The sequence below is a fragment of the Pseudomonas sp. CC6-YY-74 genome (genome assembly GCF_002025205.1).
GTDB lineage: Bacteria > Pseudomonadota > Gammaproteobacteria > Pseudomonadales > Pseudomonadaceae > Aquipseudomonas > Aquipseudomonas paeninsulae.
On the sequence record NZ_CP019947.1, the window covers coordinates 526,354 to 541,921 of the forward strand.

Consider the following 15,568-nt stretch of genomic DNA (forward strand, 5'->3'; position numbering starts at 1 on the left):
CTCGTTCGAGTGGCAATGGCTGTTTCCTTCCACCAGCCTGTGCCCGGACGAGGATGGCCAGATCGTGCGCCATCACATTCACGTCAGCTCCATCCAGAAAGCGGTCAAGCAGGCGCTGCATCGCTCTTGCGTGCACAAGCCCGCCAGCTGTCATGCCTTCAGGCACACCTTTGCCACCGAGTTGCTCAGGCGCGGCAGCGACATTCGTACCGTGCAGACGCTGCTGGGACATGCGGATGTGCGGACCACGCAGATCTATACGCATGTGCTGGGCCAGGGTTTTGCCGAGGTGCAGAGCCCTTTGGGCTAGCGGTGATACAGGCAGGCTACCGCCGTCCTCTGCGCGCAACGGGGCTGGCGACTGAATGGCAAGAAAGACGGGGAGCGACGGCGATCCATACCGGATAGGCGGGGTTGGCTGACAGTCCCTTGGTGTGGCCGAGCATAGTGCAGTGTGCCACCCGGGCCAAGCCAAGGCGCTGCGACCTGGTAACGCACATCTATAAGCGTGGCGCGGCTTGCTGGCGAGTTTTGCGCTGCTCTTCCTGCGTTGCGCCGGCACCTGGCGATAAAGCCCGGTGAGTCGTTTTATCTGCTGCTACCCGCGGCACCTCGACACTACAACCTGACAGCGCTGACTGGCTTCGCCGAGCAGCACCAGGCGGGTATCGCCGTAGCGGTCGAGCAGATCGGCGAAGGCGCTGCTGTGCACATCCGGCAGGTCGGTCGCCTGCGCGGACGAACGCTTGACTATCTCGACTGGGGATCCGATGACGCACCTCAGTTAACCAATCGATCACTCATCAGCGTAGTGCGGCCAGGTCAACTGACTCCGGCGCCGCGACGAACACATGCGGTTGCTGCCCGACACATTGGTAACCGTCTGCCGGTCAAGGGGAACTCACGCTGGGCAGGAGCTGTCGGACCGACTGAATTGTGCTGGTCCCGCGGGGGTGGCGACTCCAGGGCTCTGACCTCTATAGGGGGCCATTGTCATATGGGGTGACGTCTGGTCGAAAAAGGTGTTTGGCGACACCTGGCTTCTCCCGGGGCTTTTCTTTATTGTGGCGGCCCGCCAAAAAGCTCGAGTAATCAATATGTTGGAAAATAGCCTAAGTCAGTTGGAACAGCTGGTCAGTGACCTTGTACAGGCGAACAAGGTGCTGCAGAGCGCAAATGCGCAAATGAGCAGCGAACTGGCGCAAATCAAGGATGAAAACGAGACCCTGCAGTTGAGCGCGATCGAGCAGGAAGAACTGCACAGCGCCACTATCGTGCGGATCCAGGCCCTGGTCGAACTGGCCACCGGCAGCAGCACTGTCAAGGCGAGCCCGGCTAACGTATGAGTGGTGACGATGTAACGATCCAGGTCATTTCAGTCCTGGGCAATGACTACAGCATCAAGGTGCCTGTCGGCCAAGAAGCGGATTTAGCCGCGTCGGCGCTGCTGCTCAAGCGCCTGCTGGCGGAGACCAAGGCCCAGTCGGCGACCCTGACCGGCGAGCGCCTGCTGGTGCTCACGGCGTTGAAGCTGTGTGCGCAGCAGGTCGAGCTGGAGCAGCGCCATCGGCAAAACATCGAGCGTATCGAGGGCGCAGTCAGCGCCAGAGTTGCCGATATCGCCGGTTTGATCAAGCAGGCTTGAGGTCAATACAACCGCCGACTGTCGGGGCAGCCCGTCTGCGTTACGCTGCGCTGCTAGCCTGTTCTATTAGCCAGCCCTTGAAGGGTTGTCGATCAGCTTCGGCTGCCGGCCACTGGAGAGTGCCGAGCGGCGCAGGAGTTAAGGCTATGACGGAACTCGCGACAGACAAGCAAGCAATCAACCAGGTGGTGCGTAATTATGTAGAGGGCATGGTGTTCGCGGACCAAGCCCGGCTGCGACAGGCGTTCCATCCCGATTGCCGGATCATCGGCCACTATCATGGCGAACTGGAGTGGTCATCGCTAGATGAGTTCATCGCCGCCATTGAGGCCGAAGGCCCGGCTCCGAGCGCTACCCAGCCAGTATGGGAGGTGGAAAGCATCGATATAACGGGTGATGCGGCCGCGGTAAAGATGACCGATTTGTATTTCGACCTGAAGTTCACGGACTACTTGGCGCTGCTGAAGATCGGGCAAGACTGGGTGATCGTTAACAAGCTGTATTACCACCATGCTTAGGTGGCGAATAATCAGATTCATGGGTTGCAGGCGATGCTCCTAGGCTTCGCCGCGCGCCTGCAAGGAAACGTCAGCAGCCCCTAGGTATCGAACCCTTCAACAGGATCAGGGCGAGTGACAGGCAGCGCATAGTGGAATAGTCGGTTTTTGCCAGGCAAGCGGTGGCCAACCTGGTGGTGAAAGTGAAGGGCGAGCTTAGCGGGCCATCGGCAAGGCCGCGCCCATCAGCGCGAACAGACCACCACAGCAGCGGTTGAAGCCTTTGCCGCTGCGCTCCAGCCACGGGCGGATACGGTGGGCGGCGCGGGCCAGCAGGTATTCGACGAGGCCTTCCACCACGGCGAAGGTCAATGCCATCACGGCAAATTGCAGCCAGAGGTTGCCTTGCGGGTCGAGGAACTGCGGCAGAAAGGCGCCGAAGAACAGAATCACCTTGGGGTTGGACAGTGCCGACAGCAGGCCTTGGCGAAACAGCGCACGGCCTGGTTTAGCGACGGCCAGGACAGGGGCGCTGAGGTGCAGTGGTGGCGCGCGCCAGAGCTGGATGCCGAGCCAGATCAAGTAGCCGCCGCCGATCCATTTGAGGATGTTCAGGGCGTTGGCCGAGGCTTGCAACAGAGCGCCGATGCCGAACATCGACAGGGCCATCAGCACGGCAAAACCAATCACCCCGCCCGCCACGGTCCACAGGGTTTTGCGGTGGCCATAGAGGGCGCCGTGGGTCAGTGCCAGCAGGCCATTGGGACCGGGTGTCAGCGATAGGCCGATGACGGCGGCGAGAAAAAGTAACCAGCTGTGCAGGGCCATATGGTTTTCCGGGGGAGAGGAGGGCGTTTGTTGCGCTCGCGTTGGCGGATGCTCTTTTATGTCGGGGTATCGGTCAAGCGGCTGTGCTCAGGACGCCGCTTCGAAGCTGTCGGTCCGCGCCATCTGCCACATGCGCTGATAGAACGCGCCGGCAACCTTTTCCTCGAGCAGTTCGCCGGGTTTGAGGAACACGTGTTGCTGGGAGAACAGCTTGATCTCGCTGGCGGATATGCGCCGCACCAGATGTTTGGCGTCGAGCTGCGCGGGATGCTCGAGGCCGGCAGCAGCGAGCATCTCCGCCAGCGCCTTGAGGGTGTTGCGGTGGAAGTTGAACACCCGTTGGGCCTTGTCCTCGGGCACCAGGGCGCGTTGACGCAGCGGGTCCTGGGTGGCAACGCCGGTTGGGCATTTGTTGGTGTGACAGCTGCGGCTCTGGATGCAGCCGATGGCGAACATGAAGCCGCGCGCCGAGTTGGCCCAGTCGGCGCCGATGGCCAGCACGCAGGCGATGTCGAAGGCGCTGACGATCTTGCCGCTGGCGCCGAGTTTGATCTGTTCGCGCAGGCCGCAACCGACCAGGGTGTTGTGCACGAACAGCAGGCCTTCGCGCATGGGTACGCCAATATGGTCGGTGAATTCCAGCGGCGCGGCGCCGGTGCCGCCTTCCTTGCCGTCGACGACGATGAAGTCCGGCAGGATGCCGGTCTCCAGCATGGCCTTGGCGATGCCCATGAATTCCCAGGGGTGCCCGAGGCACAACTTGAAGCCGACCGGCTTGCCGCCGGAAAGCTCACGTAACTGGGCGATGAACTGCAACAGCTCGATCGGCGTGGAGAAGGTGCTGTGCCGCGACGGCGAGATACAGTCTTCGCCCATCGGCACACCGCGGGTCGCGGAGATCTCCGCGGTGACCTTGTGCTTCGGCAGAATGCCGCCGTGGCCGGGTTTGGCGCCCTGGCTCAGCTTGATTTCGATCATCCGCACTTGTGGCTGTTGCGCCTGGACGGCGAAGCGCTGCGGGTCGAACCGGCCATCGCTGCTGCGGCAACCGAAGTAGCCGCTGCCCAGTTCCCAGATCAGGTCGCCGTCATGCTCGCGGTGATAGGCGCTGATGCTGCCCTCGCCGGTGTCGTGGGCGAAGTTGCCGAGTTTCGCGCCCTTGTTCAGGGCGCGAATGGCGTTGGCACTCAGCGCGCCGAAACTCATCGCAGAGATATTCAACAGCGAGGCCGAGTAGGGCTGAGTGCATTGCGCTCCACCGATGACCACGCGGAAACTCTCAGGATCGCTCAATGGTGCCGGGCGCATGGAGTGGCTGATGAACTCGAAGCCGTTCTGATAGACGTCGAGCAGGGTGCCGAAGGGTTTGTCGGCGCCTTCATTCTTGGCCCGGGCATAGACCAGGGTGCGCTGCGCGCGGGAGAACGGCAGTCGGTCGCCGTCCGCTTCCAGCAGGTACTGGCGAATTTCCGGGCGGATGCCTTCGACCAGGTAGCGGATGTTGCCAAGGATCGGGTAATTGCGCCGCACCGCCTGACGCGTCTGCAGCAGGTCGCCGATGCCGATCAGGCTGAGTACGGCGCTAATCAGGGTTAAGGGCCACAGCCATTCGTGCTGCAGGAAAGCCAGGCTAACCAGGGTGAAGAGCAGGCAGAAAGCGAAGAAGGCGTAACGGCTGAGCAGCGACAGCGACATGCGAGCTCCGAGAGCGGGCGGGGACTGCTCAATGTAGCCGCCTGCAGGGTGCTTCGTCGATGTCGAAGCAGCAAGTAGGCCGCCCCGCGCTCGAGGCGGCCAGGGTTGCAGGGCTTAGCGGGCGTAAAGCTTGAAGCTGTCGTCCCAGGGTTCCTTGGTTGTGCCGCCCTGGTCATGCACCAGCTTTTGGATGCCATTCATCAGGGTATTGATTCGGCTGTCGGGGGTGCTGGCCGAGGCGGCCTGGTTACTGCTGCCGGTGATCAGCGGCGGGTTGGAGGCGAACGACCAAAGGTAGTGCCAGACCGCAGCGTTGTGCTTTTGGGTCTGCTGAGTGCCGCTGAAGTAGCCGGTCTTGAGTTCGCTGAAGGCGGTCATGTTCATCAGGCCAGTGTTGTTGTCGCCGACGAAGATGGTGCTGGTGGCGGCCGAACTGCGGTAGGCCTCGAAGATCACCCCCTTGGTTTTCAGCTCGCTGACGTAGCTGCGGCACACCTCGCCGACCCACTTGTTGCCCAGGTAGCTCTTGGCCTGGTTGGAATAGAAGGGGTCGAGCAGGGCGACGCGCTTTGGCAGCAGGTTGCTGCTCAGCGTGCTGGCGCTGACCGCGTCGCTGATCTTCTTCGTCAGCACGATGGCCAGCTGGTTGCCTAGGGAGTGGCCGAGCAGGCGGATGTTGTTGCCGCTGTAGCCGGCCAGGTTGTCCTTGTAGATCTGGAACATCAGGTCGCCGGCCGACTGCGCGGGGCCATTGGCGTAGACGCCACTGGCGTCGCGCCAGCGCATGGCGCGCGGGCCGCTGGCGGTCCAGATCTTCGCTTCGGCATCCTTGACCTCGCCTTCGTCGGCGAACTGGTTCCAATAGAGGACGCCGACGTTGTAGCCGGCCGTCAGCCAAGCGTGAGCCAGGTCCAAGTCGGGGCCGCCGGCATCCAGACGATTGAAGGTCTCGCGGTTCTTGTTGACGCTGGAACCGTTCTGCCAGCCGTGGATATAGATCACGGTCGGCTTGCTCGGGCTGTAATAGGCGTTGCTGTAACCCGGCTGCGCCTTTTGCCAGCTGTCGCCATAGCCGAACCAGTACAGGCCGTAATCCAGGTTGTTGAAGGTGCTGGCGGGGAACACGCCGGTGGCGGCCTCGGCCAGGGATGTGAGTGTCAGGAGGAACAGCAGGACAAGCTTGCGCATGGAGCGAACCCTCTATTTGTTGTTGTGTGGGGTCGTTCGAGCTTAACGGAGATCTTGATGCCAGCCATCGCCTGGACGGGTGAGGGCTGGCATCAAAAGGTCGACGGGTCAGGCGTCCGTCAGCGGCAGGGTGAAATAGAAGGTGCTGCCTTCGCCCAGCACACTGCTATAGCCAATTTTGCCGTTCATCCGCTCCACCAGGGTTTTGCAGATACTCAGGCCGAGTCCGGTGCCGCCTTTACGGCGACTGTCTGACCCATCGGCCTGGGCGAATTTCTGGAAGATGCGTTCGCGGAATTCCTCGGCGATGCCGGGGCCATGGTCGTGCACCTGGACCCTGACTTCATTCGCGATGATTGCGGCGGATATCCGCACCTGGTTGCGTGGTTCGGAGAATTTCACCGCATTGGATATCAGGTTGCTCAATACCTGTTGCAGACGCAGGCTGTCGATTGCAACCGGTACCTGCTCCGGCAGTGCCTGGTCATCCAGGCTGAGATGCACCTCGAAACTGTCGGCGTAGCCCTGGTTGTGCAGCAGCGCTTCATGCAACAAGGGCCGCAGGTCGGTGCGGCTGAGCTGGATGCTGGTTTGACTGTATTCAAGTTTCTCGATATCCAGAATGTCGTTGACCAGGTTGACCAGACGTTCCGAATTGCTTTGCGCGATGCAGACCAGCTCGCGCACCTTCTCCGGCAGCTCGCCCACAGCACCCGCCGCCAAAAGGCCTAACGAGCCCTTGATCGAGGTGAGCGGGGTGCGTAACTCGTGGCTGACGGTGGCAATGAATTCACTCTTCAGGCGTTCGACCTGCTTACGCGCGCTGATGTCACGGGCCATGCAGATATAGCGCTGACGCCCCGGCAGCTGATAACGGCTCAGGCTGATCTCAAGTTCCAACTGCACGCCAGCGGCGTTAGTCGCAGTGACCTCCAGTGGCTTGCCAAGCATGCCCTGCAATCCTTCCTCGGCGCGCAGGTGCAGCGCTGGGATCAGGCTGGCTATCTGGCGCCCGAGCAGCTCACTAGAGGCATAGCCGAACAGGCGGCTGCTGGCCGGGTTGGCGCGTTCGATCAGGCCTCGTTCATCGAATATGAGAATGCCTTCGGCGGCGTTTTCCAGGATGGCACTCAGCTCCAGGGTGCGTTGCGTGACCTGATGGCGAATCTGATCGGCGCGACCGGTGATGGTCAGCAGATAGCCGCCGAATAGGCTGCATAACAACAGACCGCCTGCCAGCACCGCCCAAGGCTGCAGGCCATGGTTGCGTTGCAGAAAGGCTTCGGTTGGCGAGATCGACAGCTGTAGCATGCGTCCGGCCACCTGAAACGACTCCTGCCAGACCAGCCCTGCGGCATAGGGCGTCAGCGCAGCGCTGGCTTGGCCATACAGGGGCTGCGGCGTGGCGTCGGTAATATCGAGCAACTGTAACTGGAAGCTGTCAGCCGGGTAGGCCTGGAGTGCATTTTCAATAAGGTCGGCAATCCGGATCACCGCAGCCGCATAGCCGCGTAACTCGCGTCTACGCTCGCCGATGCTGAGGGGCAAGTTGCCCCTGTACACCGGGTATAGCAGCAGGACGCCGGGTTGCGGTGCTGCGTTGTCCGGTATGAGGGTGATCGGTGCAGTCATCACCGCCCTGGCGCTATCGCGAGCCCTTTCCAAAGCCTGACGCCTGTGCGGGCTGGAGAGCACGTCGAAACCCAGTGCCTTGGTGTTTGCCGCGAAGGGCTCGACAAAGGTTATAGGTGTATAGGCCTCTCGCTGTGCGGCGGGAACCAGCTCGCCTGAGTCGTTGAATTCGCTAATGCGGAACCCGGGAAAGCCTTCGGCAACCATCTGCGCTTCATAACGCGCACGCTGGTCCGCGCTGATCAATGGATCCCAGCTCACCGCGTTGATACCTGGATAGGTGCTCGGCAGATCAGCCACGAAATGGGCGAAATCTTGCCGGGAGACCTGATCCGACGCTGAAAAAAAGCGCCCTATGGACTGAGCCGCCTTGCCGTAAAGCTCAAAGCGGAACTTCAGGGTAGCGGCCATCAGCTTGGTCTGTTCGTGAAAGCGCAGGCGCAGATTGTTCTGCTCGACTTCGCTGGAGCGGATGAAGATCAGCACCATAATGCTGCAACTGATCAGCAGCGGCAGACCCACGCTGCCAGCGCGGCTGCGCCAGAGGGCGCGGGGCTGGGCGAAGAGGATGAACATCAGCGGGGTGGCGATCAACACGCCAATGCTGTCGCCGACCCACCAAGTCCACCAGCTGAAGGGCAATTGCGCGGCCGTGATGACCTGGCTCAGGTACAGCACGCCAGCGCCGCCGCTGGCGCTGATCAGGCAAGCCAGCGGTCCGCCAATAAAGAGCAGGAGCAAAATGCTTCGCTCATCGGTGAGCGAGGTGGGGAAGCCGACGAAATGACGAATCAGCCAGCTGCCGACCAGGCTCTGCAGTGAGGTGCCGAGCGCGATGCCCATGGCGATCAGCAGGCCCTCCAGATTCAGTTGCTCGAAGCTGATAAAGCCGATGCTGAGGTTCAGCAAAGTCGAACCGAGAAACACCCCGGCGAGCATCGGGTAACCCCAAATCAGCACCGCGGCCAGGGCGATCCCCACAGGTGGGAAAATGGCACTGGCGAACCCAGGCGCAATGGCCAGCATCAGGGCCAGGTGGCCTGCTACGGCATAGGCCAGAGCGAGCAGCAATATTTTCGCAGGCAGTGGCACTGCGGCAAAGGGTGCAGTCTGCATAGACTGGAGAGCTCCGTTGATGCGGTTGGTCCAACTCTTGTGGCGTTTACAGTGCCGCGTCAGACTCCGCTTTCATTCAAGCAGGGCAGCATTAATCGGAGATAGCAGGCGGGTTCTATCGGGTGAAATATACGTTCATGCTGGCAATGAGCAATTAAAGAGGGCGGGGGTAGGCTTCTTGTCCGTGGATGCATCACTGCATGGCTCGAAAGCTAGCGGAAGATAACCCGCACCACAAGTCAGTTGAGGCGGAGCAGGCGTTTGAGAGTCTGATATTGGTTTTTATCCAGACCCGTCACTCCCGAGGTGCCGCGCTTCGGCACCGCGGCGTATCGCACGCGCGCAGCTTATATGGTGAAACTGCAATGCCGTATCGGGGCTACAACCGGCGAAACTGACTAACTGAGTAGGCCCTGCGAGCGCTTGACTGACGTGCGGACGAACCTAGCAGGTTGTGGCACACTCTGCGCTTTGCAACGCGTGTGCTAGTGCTCGGCGATAACGCCCTGTTAGCACTCAGAAATTTCTGTCTGTGGCCCGCCGGCCAGGGGCTTATGCATAAATGGCCGCGATGCGCGGCAAATAAATATCGAGAGGAATGACCGTGCACAACGTCGTGATCAGTGGTACCGGCCTGTACACACCGGCGAATAGCATTTCCAACGACGAGCTGGTGGAGTCCTTCAACGCATTCGTCCAGCAGTTCAATGCGGACAATGCAGCGGCGATCGCCAAGGGTGAGGTCGAGGCACTGGTCGAATCGAGCAGCGCCTTTATCGAGCGGGCCTCAGGGATCAAGAGCCGCTTCGTGATCGACAAGGACGGCATCCTCGATCCAAAACGCATGACGCCACGTATCGCCGAGCGTAGCAACGAGCAGTGGGGCATCCTCTGCGAGATGGCTATCGGCGCCGCCCAAGAAGCACTGGCCCGTGCGGGCAAGACCGCAGCGGATATCGACGGGGTGATAGTCGCCTGCTCGAATCTGCAGCGCGCCTATCCGGCAGTGGCCATCGAAGTACAGGCGGCGCTGGGGATTCAGGGGTTCGGCTACGACATGAACGTGGCCTGCTCCTCGGCCACCTTTGGCCTGCAGGCCGCGACCAACGCCGTACAGCTCGGCCAGGCGCGGGCGATCCTGATGGTCAACCCGGAAATCTGCACCGGTCACCTGAACTTCCGCGACCGCGACAGCCACTTCATCTTCGGCGATGCCTGCACCGCGGTGATCGTCGAACGGGCCGACCTGGCTAGCTCCGCGCACCAGTTCGACATCGTCAGCACCAAGCTGATCACCCAGTTCAGCAACAATATTCGCAACAACTTCGGCTTCCTCAACCGTGCAGCGGAAGAGGGTGTTGGCGCGTCGGACAAGCTGTTCGTCCAGGAAGGCCGCAAGGTGTTCAAGGAAGTCTGCCCAATGGTCGCCGAGCTGATTGCCAGCCATCTGGCGGAAAATCAGTTGAACGTTAGCGACATCAAGCGCTTCTGGCTGCACCAGGCCAACCTCAATATGAACCTGCTGATCGCCCGTAAGCTGCTCGGTCGCGATGCCGAACCAGGTGAAGCGCCGGTGATCCTCGACAGCTATGCCAACACCAGCTCGGCCGGTTCGGTGATCGCCCTGCACAAACATCAGGACGACCTGCCGAGCGGTGCCTTGGGTGTACTCAGTTCCTTCGGTGCCGGTTACTCGATTGGCAGCGTGATTCTGCGCAAGCGTTAATGGATTATCCGTCCGATAGCGCGCTGATCGCCCGCCTGCTGGCCGGCGAGCAGAAGGCCTTCCGCGAACTGGTCGCGACCTATCAGGGGGCGATGCGGGCGGTGGCCTTCGCCATCGTTGGCAGTCGCAATGCCGATGAGGTGGTGCAGGATGCCTGGCTTGCGGTGGTGCGCAACCTGGGCGGCTTTCAGGGCCGCTCCAGCCTGAAGACCTGGCTGCTGACCATCACTGCCAATACCGCCAAGACGCGCCTCAAGCACAACCGTCGTGAAGTGCTGCTGGACGATTTGCCGGGACCGCACGGATCGATTGGCGAGGAGCGCTTCGCGGACGACGGCCACTGGTTGCTGGCGCCGCACGCCTGGCATCAGGACACCCCGGAAGCGCTGCTCACGGAGGAAGAACTGCGTGAATGCCTGGAAATAACCCTGACCAGCCTCTCGGAGTTGCAGAGCAGCGTGTTGCTGCTGCGCGAGCGCCAAGGTCTGGAGTTGGAGGAAATCTGTAATCTTTTGCAGATATCGCTCTCCAATGTCCGGGTGTTGTTGCATAGGGCACGGTTGAAGGTGTTCGCCACCCTGGAGCATTTCGAGGAGACCGGTCAATGCTGAGTTGTAAGGAGCTGGTGGCGAACTCCAGCGATTTATTGGATAGCCAGTTGAATCTGCGCCAGCGTCTGGCTGTGCAGATGCATCTGGCCATGTGTTTTCGCTGCAGGCGCTTCATCAAACAGATGCGCCTGAGTCAGCGGGTGTTGCGCGGGTTGCCGGAAACGGCCATTCCCGAGTTGGAGGAGTTGGCTGCACGGCTGGCCGAACAGGTCCGCTCGCAGCGCTGATCGGGGCTGAGTGTGCTTATCTCATTGCAGTCTCGGGCTTTGCCAGCCAGCGCGACTGGCGCCAGCGCCTATGCTGACTTGGCCAAATCACCATTTCGGTGTGGGAGCGCGAGATGTCATCAATTACCAGCCACGATGCCTGTTTCGTCGGTCTCAGGGCGCTCAGCCATGACAGATTTCCCAAGCGCTGTCGCAGTTGCGGGCGGGAGTTTGCCAGCGAGGCGGACTACTTCCAGCAGACCCAGGCGATTCGCCCCGGTATCACCGGCCTGAAGGCCGTCTACGACGACGAAGAGGGGACGCTGGTCGAGGTCTTCCGTAACTGCGTATGCGGCTCCACCTTGTTGGTCAACTGCATGTCGCGGCGCGATGATTCGGCGGCCGGGCATAGCCGGCGGCGGCTGTTCGACGACTTGCTCGGCTATTTGCAGCTCCACGGGGCCGAGCGGGCGCAGGCGCGGCGCGAGCTGCTGCGGGTGGTAGCCGGTGAGCGCAGCGAAGTGCTGGAGGCCTGGTACGCTCAGATCGCCGCGCGGGGGGCTAAACGCGAGGGCTGAGAGCCTGTGAAACAACTCTCGCCTACTGCGGCCGTCTCCAAACGCCCTACGCGGCGACCCATTACCTCGAGCAATTCGCGATCGGTAGGACGTCACTCGCCGCCGGCAGCGCACCGTCGTTCACCGGTACGCTATACATCCGGCGAGCTATTCCTTCGCTCCGATCGGATCGGCGCCCGGACCGGCCTAAGCCCCGAACGGAACGCTGCTATGCCTTGCCGCGAATGCCTGGAAGCGGCTTCGCGACGGCGCCCGATTTTCCACACCCGCTGAGCAACGTCTCGACCACAGCTGGAGCGGCGGTCGGGCGGTGTTCCGCTTTAGCCGCGATGCTTTGGCGGCCGCTCCAGTCGCAGTCAAGCCCCCCTGCCACAAAAGCAATGCGGTGTTCTTTGCGCCAGATAGGTGGCGTTCTCTGGCTCGACTTCGCGGCTAAAGCCCCCCCACACGAGCAGCCTGCTCTGCAGCGACTCGCCCTCGAGACTCAGGGCCAGCAATTACTGCTTATAGATATTCGAAGTAGAAAAGTTCCGCTGTCATCAAAACTTTATATATCAGCAGCCGCGCTGACATAACCCGTCGCCAAGATTCCCTGCAGCACAAACGAGCGCGATCGCTCGGGTGTTTTCAACACTAAAAGTCTATTAGAGGAATCTTCGATGATCCGTAAGCACAGCTTCCGTGGAGCAATGGTCGGTTTCGCAGCCAGCACCCTGGCTCTGGCCGTTTCCGCCCAGGCTTTCGCAGGCACCGTCACCACCGACGGCGCCGATATCGTGGTCAAGACCAAGGGTGGCCTGGAAGTGGCGACCACCGACAAGGAATTCAGCTTCAAGCTAGGCGGCCGCCTGCAGGCCGACTACGGTCGTTTCGACGGTTTTCACACCAAGAACGGCAATACCGGTGACGGAGCCTATTTCCGCCGCGCCTTCCTCGAACTGAGCGGTGTCGCCTACAAAGACTGGAAATACGTTCTCAGCTACGACTTCGCACACAACGCCGGTAACTCCGACGATGGCTATTTCGACGAAGCCTCGATCGCCTACACCGGTTTCGCCCCGGTGACCCTCAAATTCGGCCGTTTCGACCCGGACTTCGGCCTGGAGAAAGCCACCAGCTCCAAGTGGATCACCGCTATCGAGCGTAACGCCGCTTACGAAATCGCCGACTGGGCCAACGGTCACGAAAACGGCCTTGGCGCACAAGCCAGTGCCGTTGTCGGCGGCATGGCCTGGGTGTCCGCTGGCTTGTCCGCCAAGGACTACAACGATGTCGACGGCGACAGCGTCAAGCAGTTCAACGCACGTGGCGTGTTCGCGCCGATGAGCGAGTCCGGCAACGTGCTGCATCTTGGCCTGAACTACGCCAACCGCGACCTGAGCGATGCTGCCGCCGACGGCCGTATCCGTCCGCGCCTGACTGTGCGCGGCGTATCCACCGCAGGTGGTAACGACGCCGGCACCAATGGCAACCGTGCCCTCTTCGGTGGCTTCCAGGGCATCGCCGGCGATTTCGATAATGACGCAGCCTGGGGCGCCGAATTGGCCTGGGCCGCCGGTCCTTTTTCAGCCCAGGCTGAATACCTGAGCCGTAAGCTGAAGGCCGATCGCGCCACCATCGAAGACGTCGAAGCCAGCGGTTACTACGGTCAACTGGCCTACACCCTGACCGGCGAGTCGCGCGGCTACAAGCTGGACGGCGCCAAGTTCGACAGCATCAAACCGGCCAACAAGCAGATTGGTGCCTGGGAAGTGTTCTACCGCTATGACCATATCAGCGTCGAAGACGACAACATCGTGGCGGCTACCGCGACTCGCGAAGTGGGCGATGCCGAGGCCAAGCTGCACACCGTTGGCGTCAACTGGTACGCCAACGAGTCAGTCAAGGTCGCGGCCAACTACGTGATGAGCTCGACCGACAAAATCACCAACAGCGTGGGTGACGATGACGGCGATGCGGTAGTGATGCGCCTGCAGTACGTGTTCTGAGTAAACACCGCGCCAATACAACGCTGCACCCTACAAGCCCCGCCTCGTGCGGGGCTTTTTTTCGTCAGGACAACAGGCCAGACTGCGGCCATGCCTATATCGACCTTGTCTGCGTTGAACGAGTTGGATGCCTCAAGCTGGGATGCCTTGCGCATCAATCAGCAGCCTTTTCTGTGCCACGCCTTTCTCTCGGCACTGGAAGACAGCGGCAGCGTTGGTGGCCGTAGCGGCTGGCAGGCGGCGCATCGGCTGTTGCAGGACGGTCAGGGGCGGGTGCTGGCGGCCATGCCGGGCTATATAAAAAGTCATTCCTATGGCGAGTACGTGTTCGACCATGGCTGGGCCGATGCCTGCCACCGTGCGGGCATCGACTATTACCCCAAGTTACTGGGGGCCATTCCCTTCTCGCCGGTGGGCGGGCAGCGCCTGCTCGGCGATCCGCTCGCCGCCGGGCAATTGCTCGATGAGCTGAGCGCCAGCCTGGCGCAGCAGGGCTTGTCGAGCCTGCATATCAACTTCACCAGCCCGGCCGACGATGCGCTGCTGCAGGGGCGTGACGGCTGGTTGCAGCGCCTTGGCTGCCAATATCATTGGCACAACCGCGGCTACCGGGATTTTCAGGATTTTCTCGATGCCCTCAGCTCGCGCAAACGCAAGCAGATGCGCAAGGAGCGTGAGCAGGTGGCGGGGCAGGGCATCGAGTTCGACTGGCGCGAAGGCCATCAGCTCAGCGAGGCCGAGTGGGATTTCGTCTACCTGTGTTACGCCAATACCTACCGGGTGCGCGGCCAGTTGCCCTATCTGACCCGGACGTTCTTCAGCTTGCTGGCCGAGCGGATGCCGCAGATGATCCGCGTGGTGTTGGCACGCCAAGGTGGCCGGCCGGTGGCGATGGCGTTCAGTTTGATCGGTGGCGATAGTTTGTATGGCCGCTACTGGGGTTGTCTGGCGGAGTTCGATCGGCTGCACTTCGAGACCTGTTTCTACCAGGGCATGGAGTATGCGATTGCTCAGGGGTGCAGCGCTTCGATGCCGGTGCCCAGGGCGAGCACAAGCTGATCCGCGGCTTCGAGCCGGTGATCACCCACTCCTGGCACTACCTTTGCCATCCGGGCTTGCGCACGGCGGTGGCGAATTTTCTCCAGGACGAGCGCCAGGGTGTGCAGGGCTACGCCGAGGAGGCGCGCGGTTTGTTGCCGTATCGGCAGGCATAAGATTTTTTCGCGGGCATGGAACTCGGCGTCCCCCCGCTCCTACGGGTGATGCGGTGGCCCATGTAGGAGCGGGCCATGCCCGCGAATCGATATCGGAGACACCGACGAATTACTCGCCTTATCAAAGCCAGATGGCATTCCAGAACGGATAATCCCCAATCCGCTTGACCAGTCCCGCGCGTAGCGGATTGGCCACGATGTAACGGGCGACGGCTTGCAGGTCTTCCTCTTCGCGCAGGGCATGATCGTGAAAGGCTTTCGACCAGAGCGGACCCGTTCGATTCAGGGTCCGATTGGTGTGGCGGGAACTGGCGGATTTGAGTTGGCCAATCACCTCGCCGAGTGTGTCCTTGCCGCCGAGCTGCAACAGCCAGTGGGCGTGATCGGGCATCAGCACCCAGGCCAGCATGCGGCTCTCCTTGAGCAAGGCGGCGTCCTCGAAACAACGGGCGGCCGCGCAGGCTGCCGGAAAGTGGGTGAACAGCGGTTCGCGGTTGTCGCTGGTTGCGGTGATCAGATAAGCCGTATTGCTCAGGGATACCCGGCCTTTGCGCAATGCCGCGTGGCCCGGTTTTTTGTGGCTGTGGTGCTCATCCATAAGCGTTCTCCTTGGGAATTTTCGCGGCCATGGGCCGCTCCTACGG

The 15,568-nt window shown here is 61.4% G+C and carries 14 protein-coding genes and 1 pseudogene; 10 read left to right on the forward strand and 5 right to left on the reverse strand.

All coding sequences use genetic code 11. The features are described 5' to 3' along the window. The first annotated feature begins 19 nt into the window (after nt 1–19). The 4 genes from B2D37_RS02435 to B2D37_RS02450 all read left to right on the forward strand — a co-directional run bounded on the left by B2D37_RS02435 (nt 20) and on the right by B2D37_RS02450 (nt 2,163). A complete protein-coding gene (locus B2D37_RS02435) occupies nt 20–310 on the forward strand; it encodes a tyrosine-type recombinase/integrase (protein WP_305879841.1) in 291 nt (96 codons plus the stop codon). 787 nt (nt 311–1,097) lie between these two features. Next, the gene (locus B2D37_RS02440) at nt 1,098–1,346 is read left to right on the forward strand and encodes a hypothetical protein (protein ID WP_079201232.1); all 249 of its coding nucleotides are present in this window, start codon (nt 1,098–1,100) and stop codon (nt 1,344–1,346) included. Beyond that, nucleotides 1,343–1,645, forward strand: a complete 303-nt coding sequence (gene zapA / locus B2D37_RS02445) for a cell division protein ZapA (RefSeq protein ID WP_079201233.1) — start codon at nt 1,343–1,345, stop codon at nt 1,643–1,645. Before B2D37_RS02440 ends, zapA begins: the two co-directional genes overlap by 4 nt. A gap of 146 nt (nt 1,646–1,791) precedes the next feature. Next, nucleotides 1,792–2,163 carry a nuclear transport factor 2 family protein gene (locus tag B2D37_RS02450; RefSeq protein WP_079201234.1) on the forward strand — a complete coding sequence of 124 codons (372 nt, stop codon included), beginning with the start codon at nt 1,792–1,794 and terminating at the stop codon, nt 2,161–2,163. A 195-nt stretch (nt 2,164–2,358) separates the two neighbouring features. Here the strand turns inward: B2D37_RS02450 and B2D37_RS02455 are convergent, their stop codons facing one another. The 4 genes from B2D37_RS02455 to B2D37_RS02470 all read right to left on the reverse strand — a co-directional run bounded on the left by B2D37_RS02455 (nt 2,359) and on the right by B2D37_RS02470 (nt 8,601). Next, on the reverse strand, nt 2,359–2,970 hold the full coding sequence (locus B2D37_RS02455) for a LysE family translocator (RefSeq protein ID WP_079201235.1): 612 nt from the start codon (nt 2,968–2,970) through the stop codon (nt 2,359–2,361). A gap of 87 nt (nt 2,971–3,057) precedes the next feature. Next, nucleotides 3,058–4,665 carry an FMN-binding glutamate synthase family protein gene (locus B2D37_RS02460; RefSeq protein ID WP_079201236.1) on the reverse strand — a complete coding sequence of 536 codons (1,608 nt, stop codon included), beginning with the start codon at nt 4,663–4,665 and terminating at the stop codon, nt 3,058–3,060. Between the two features lie 114 nt (nt 4,666–4,779). Further along, nucleotides 4,780–5,853 carry a hypothetical protein gene (locus B2D37_RS02465; protein ID WP_079201237.1) on the reverse strand — a complete coding sequence of 358 codons (1,074 nt, stop codon included), beginning with the start codon at nt 5,851–5,853 and terminating at the stop codon, nt 4,780–4,782. A gap of 108 nt (nt 5,854–5,961) precedes the next feature. Next, entirely contained in the window at nt 5,962–8,601 is a 2,640-nt protein-coding gene (locus B2D37_RS02470; protein WP_079201238.1) for a CHASE domain-containing protein, read from the reverse strand. 604 nt (nt 8,602–9,205) lie between these two features. Here B2D37_RS02470 and B2D37_RS02475 point away from each other — a divergent pair. The 6 genes and pseudogenes from B2D37_RS02475 to B2D37_RS02500 all read left to right on the forward strand — a co-directional run bounded on the left by B2D37_RS02475 (nt 9,206) and on the right by B2D37_RS02500 (nt 14,924). Next, entirely contained in the window at nt 9,206–10,327 is a 1,122-nt protein-coding gene (locus B2D37_RS02475; protein WP_079204880.1) for a beta-ketoacyl-ACP synthase III, read from the forward strand. After that, on the forward strand, nt 10,327–10,938 hold the full coding sequence (locus B2D37_RS02480) for an RNA polymerase sigma factor (protein WP_079201239.1): 612 nt from the start codon (nt 10,327–10,329) through the stop codon (nt 10,936–10,938). Before B2D37_RS02475 ends, B2D37_RS02480 begins: the two co-directional genes overlap by 1 nt. Beyond that, complete coding sequence (locus B2D37_RS02485; protein WP_079201240.1) at nt 10,932–11,165, forward strand: zf-HC2 domain-containing protein; 234 nt, start codon at nt 10,932–10,934, stop codon at nt 11,163–11,165. The genes B2D37_RS02480 and B2D37_RS02485 overlap by 7 nt, the downstream gene beginning before the upstream one ends. Before the next feature lie 113 nt (nt 11,166–11,278). After that, on the forward strand, nt 11,279–11,722 hold the full coding sequence (locus B2D37_RS02490) for a hypothetical protein (RefSeq protein ID WP_079201241.1): 444 nt from the start codon (nt 11,279–11,281) through the stop codon (nt 11,720–11,722). Nucleotides 11,723–12,381: 659 nt separating this feature from the next. Further along, the gene (locus B2D37_RS02495) at nt 12,382–13,710 is read left to right on the forward strand and encodes an OprO/OprP family phosphate-selective porin (protein ID WP_079201242.1); all 1,329 of its coding nucleotides are present in this window, start codon (nt 12,382–12,384) and stop codon (nt 13,708–13,710) included. A gap of 90 nt (nt 13,711–13,800) precedes the next feature. After that, nucleotides 13,801–14,924, forward strand: a pseudogene (locus B2D37_RS02500) (GNAT family N-acetyltransferase). Between the two features lie 121 nt (nt 14,925–15,045). Here the strand turns inward: B2D37_RS02500 and B2D37_RS02505 are convergent. Beyond that, nucleotides 15,046–15,522 carry a transposase gene (locus B2D37_RS02505; RefSeq protein ID WP_079201243.1) on the reverse strand — a complete coding sequence of 159 codons (477 nt, stop codon included), beginning with the start codon at nt 15,520–15,522 and terminating at the stop codon, nt 15,046–15,048. Nucleotides 15,523–15,568 lie beyond the last annotated feature (46 nt).

What these genes read in the sequence shown, in the direction of transcription:
- B2D37_RS02490 (WP_079201241.1), top strand. Translation starts at nt 11,279, where the DNA reads ATGTCATCAATTACCAGCCACGATGCCTGTTTCGTCGGTCTCAGGGCG.
- B2D37_RS02465 (WP_079201237.1), bottom strand. Translation starts at nt 5,853, where the DNA reads ATGCGCAAGCTTGTCCTGCTGTTCCTCCTGACACTCACATCCCTGGCC.
- B2D37_RS02460 (WP_079201236.1), bottom strand. Translation starts at nt 4,665, where the DNA reads ATGTCGCTGTCGCTGCTCAGCCGTTACGCCTTCTTCGCTTTCTGCCTG.
- B2D37_RS02495 (WP_079201242.1), top strand. Translation starts at nt 12,382, where the DNA reads ATGATCCGTAAGCACAGCTTCCGTGGAGCAATGGTCGGTTTCGCAGCC.
- B2D37_RS02470 (WP_079201238.1), bottom strand. Translation starts at nt 8,601, where the DNA reads ATGCAGACTGCACCCTTTGCCGCAGTGCCACTGCCTGCGAAAATATTG.
- B2D37_RS02450 (WP_079201234.1), top strand. Translation starts at nt 1,792, where the DNA reads ATGACGGAACTCGCGACAGACAAGCAAGCAATCAACCAGGTGGTGCGT.
- B2D37_RS02455 (WP_079201235.1), bottom strand. Translation starts at nt 2,970, where the DNA reads ATGGCCCTGCACAGCTGGTTACTTTTTCTCGCCGCCGTCATCGGCCTA.
- B2D37_RS02505 (WP_079201243.1), bottom strand. Translation starts at nt 15,522, where the DNA reads ATGGATGAGCACCACAGCCACAAAAAACCGGGCCACGCGGCATTGCGC.
- zapA (WP_079201233.1), top strand. Translation starts at nt 1,343, where the DNA reads ATGAGTGGTGACGATGTAACGATCCAGGTCATTTCAGTCCTGGGCAAT.
- B2D37_RS02480 (WP_079201239.1), top strand. Translation starts at nt 10,327, where the DNA reads ATGGATTATCCGTCCGATAGCGCGCTGATCGCCCGCCTGCTGGCCGGC.
- B2D37_RS02485 (WP_079201240.1), top strand. Translation starts at nt 10,932, where the DNA reads ATGCTGAGTTGTAAGGAGCTGGTGGCGAACTCCAGCGATTTATTGGAT.
- B2D37_RS02440 (WP_079201232.1), top strand. Translation starts at nt 1,098, where the DNA reads ATGTTGGAAAATAGCCTAAGTCAGTTGGAACAGCTGGTCAGTGACCTT.